This window comes from Sphingomonas sp. CCH9-F2, assembly GCF_001556735.1.
Lineage (GTDB): Bacteria > Pseudomonadota > Alphaproteobacteria > Sphingomonadales > Sphingomonadaceae > Sphingomonas > Sphingomonas ginsenosidimutans.
Map to the genome: position 1 here is coordinate 1 of NZ_LSJO01000599.1, position 710 is coordinate 710.

Sequence of the window (710 nt, forward strand, 5' to 3'; positions counted from 1 at the left end):
CCACCGCGCGGGGGGCCGGGGTGCGCACGAACGGCGCGCTATCCGCCTCGTCATCGTCGTCGAGATCGTAGATGTCGTCGTCGCCGTCGATCGCGGCGCGCCGGCCGCGCACGCGCGGGGTGAAGCGCGCGAAGTCGATCTCCAGGCTGCGGCCCCAGACGGTCGCACCCGCGATCCCCGCGACGATGCCGAGCGCGACGACGCCCCACCACGTCACCTGCGCATCGCCGATCAGCGCCAGCCCGGCGCGCGCGCCCGCCACGGCGCCCAGCCCGATCGCACCGCCCCAGCCGAACGGCAGCGCCGGCACCGCGCCGGGCGCGACGCACCCCAGTGCGACCGCCATCAACGAGACGCCCAGCAGCGCGAAACGCAGCATCCGCGGCCATTCCCCGGCGGGCTGCTCGCGCCACAGTCGCACCGCGACGATCGGCGGGATCGGCAGCAGCAGCGCGATCGCCGGGCCGAGCAGCGTCAGCGCCAGATCCGCGAACCACGCGCCGGGCGCCCCCAGCAGGTTGCCGGTCACCCCGCCCGCCGCGGTATTGAACGCCGCATCGCCCGGCCGATAGCTGGCGAGCGCGAGCGCCATCGCGACGGTGCCCGCGAACAGCAGGATCGCCAGCAGCAACGCCCCGCTGCGCAGCGCGCCTGCCTTGACCGTTTCACGCCACAGCGGCGCCCCAGCCCGGCTCGCCATCCACTCAACC

Annotated in this window: 1 protein-coding gene; it reads right to left on the reverse strand. The window is 75.5% G+C overall.

Annotation, left to right across the window (positions count from 1 at the left end; genetic code table 11):
* Window positions 1–700, reverse strand: a 700-nt coding sequence (locus AX685_RS16690; RefSeq protein WP_197418665.1) for a DNA translocase FtsK 4TM domain-containing protein, incomplete at its 3' end; no start/stop codon positions are given.
* Window positions 701–710: the final 10 nt, after the last annotated feature.